The 1,743-nt window shown below is 32.4% G+C and carries 4 protein-coding genes; all 4 read left to right on the top strand.

What is annotated here, in order from left to right; genetic code table 11:
* On the top strand, positions 1–243 hold a 243-nt coding region (locus HMPREF9456_RS16855; RefSeq protein WP_006844780.1), incomplete at its 5' end, for a DUF1367 family protein.
* A 1-nt stretch (position 244) separates the two neighbouring features.
* Positions 245–541: a hypothetical protein gene (locus tag HMPREF9456_RS16850; protein ID WP_006844779.1), complete on the top strand. Its 297-nt coding sequence runs from the start codon at positions 245–247 to the stop codon at positions 539–541.
* Positions 538–855: a DUF1064 domain-containing protein gene (locus HMPREF9456_RS16845; protein WP_006844778.1), complete on the top strand. Its 318-nt coding sequence runs from the start codon at positions 538–540 to the stop codon at positions 853–855. The genes HMPREF9456_RS16850 and HMPREF9456_RS16845 overlap by 4 nt, the downstream gene beginning before the upstream one ends.
* A gap of 92 nt (positions 856–947) precedes the next feature.
* Positions 948–1,743: DNA methyltransferase (locus HMPREF9456_RS16970; RefSeq protein ID WP_006844777.1), on the top strand; the 796-nt coding region annotated here is incomplete at its 3' end.

Here is a 1,743-nt window from a genome sequence, read left to right as displayed (position 1 = left end):
GATCACTTTAAAAATAATGTAGATCTATTTAGAAAGACTGTTGAGATGTCAGCAGGACATTGCGATACTATTTATTCTATTCCTCGTAATGAATGGATTGAAACGCCTAAATCAATATCCTTTGAAAAAATGGATGAAATTGAATTTCAAACGCTATATGAAAAAGTAAAAGATGTTTTATTCTCTGTCTTTCTAAAAAAAATAAGCGAGGAGGAATTTATGCGAAACTTAGTAAATTTTTGATATGATAAAACAAGTAAGCAAGAAACAAGCTCAGAAGAATAGGGCGATAGCAAAGATAAAATCTAAACTATCGCCTTTTTGCTTTATATGTGGGAAACATGGAACTGATCTTATGCACCTTTTACCTAAATCTACATTCCCGGAACATTATACCAATCCATTAAACTTGGTTATGGGCTGTAGGCGCTGCCATAACTTATATGATAATGATCTTTTATTTCGCCAACAGCAAACTGATATATTTAATAGGATATGCGAATTTGACGAGATTGGAGCCGTAAGATATTTCAAATTATGAGAAAGTATAGAAACATAAAGGTAGGAAAATACGATTCGAAAAAAGAAAAGGACCGAGCTGATCTGCTTAAAATATTAGAGAGACAAGGCGAAATATCCCACTTAAAAGAACAGGTGAAATTTGAGCTTATACCTTCTCAGAAAATAGATAAAAAGGTAGTCGAAAGACCCTGCTCTTACATTGCTGATTTTACCTACTGTGATATTCATGGAAATTTTATAGTAGAAGATGCTAAAGGTGTTCGCACTAAGGATTATGTGATAAAGAGAAAATTAATGTTACAAGTACACGGAATAAGAATTAAAGAAGTATAAACTTAAAATTAAAGAAATAGACTGTTAACCAAGTAGGTGGTATTTGTTTCGGGTTCGAATCCCGAACAGTTACGAATAAAAAAAGTAAAAGTATGATCTTAGAACGCAACAAATCATATAAAGGAGATTGCATTGAATTAATGAAATATCTACCTGATGAATCAGTCGATGTTATCTGTACTGATCCGCCCTACCTATATTTGAAGAATCAGAAGCTTGATAGACATTTCGATGAAACTGAATATTTTAATCAAGTCAAACGAGTACTGAAAAAAGACGGCTTTATTATATTATTTGGTCGTGGTACTTCTTTCTATCGTTGGAATACAATTCTTGCAGATTTAGGATTCGCTTTCAAGGAAGAGATCATTTGGGATAAATCCTATTGCAGTAGTCCTCTTATGGCTATGAGCCGGGTTCATGAAACAGTATCTATCCACACCAAGGGCAATGGAACTATTAATAAAGTAAAAGTTCCTTATTTGGAAATGAAAGGACATGATATACCTTCTATTTGTCAAGATATTAAACGTCTTCGTTCTGTATTAAATAATACAAAGTCTTTTGATGCAGTATTAGCCTATTTAGAAAATAACTTAAAAAGAGATGATTTTAAAGCCGAAAAGGTTATGGATAATAAATCTAATCTAAGGACGGGTAAATGTAATGAGGGTGATAGATGCGTAACTGTCATTAATTCCATATCTGTAGGTATGAATGAAAAATCTATTATTTCGGGGTCATTGAGAAAGCACAAAAATAATACTTCTGTTCAGCCTTCTACCCTATATAATGAAGATAGAAGCGTAGCTGTTTGTAAAAATATAGATGATGGTTTGAATGAAAAGAGTATTATTAGACAAATAGGAGAACGTTACAAAGCCATTC

Source organism: Dysgonomonas mossii DSM 22836, assembly GCF_000213575.1.
GTDB lineage: Bacteria > Bacteroidota > Bacteroidia > Bacteroidales > Dysgonomonadaceae > Dysgonomonas > Dysgonomonas mossii.
This window is presented reverse-complemented; position numbering and strand designations above follow the sequence as displayed.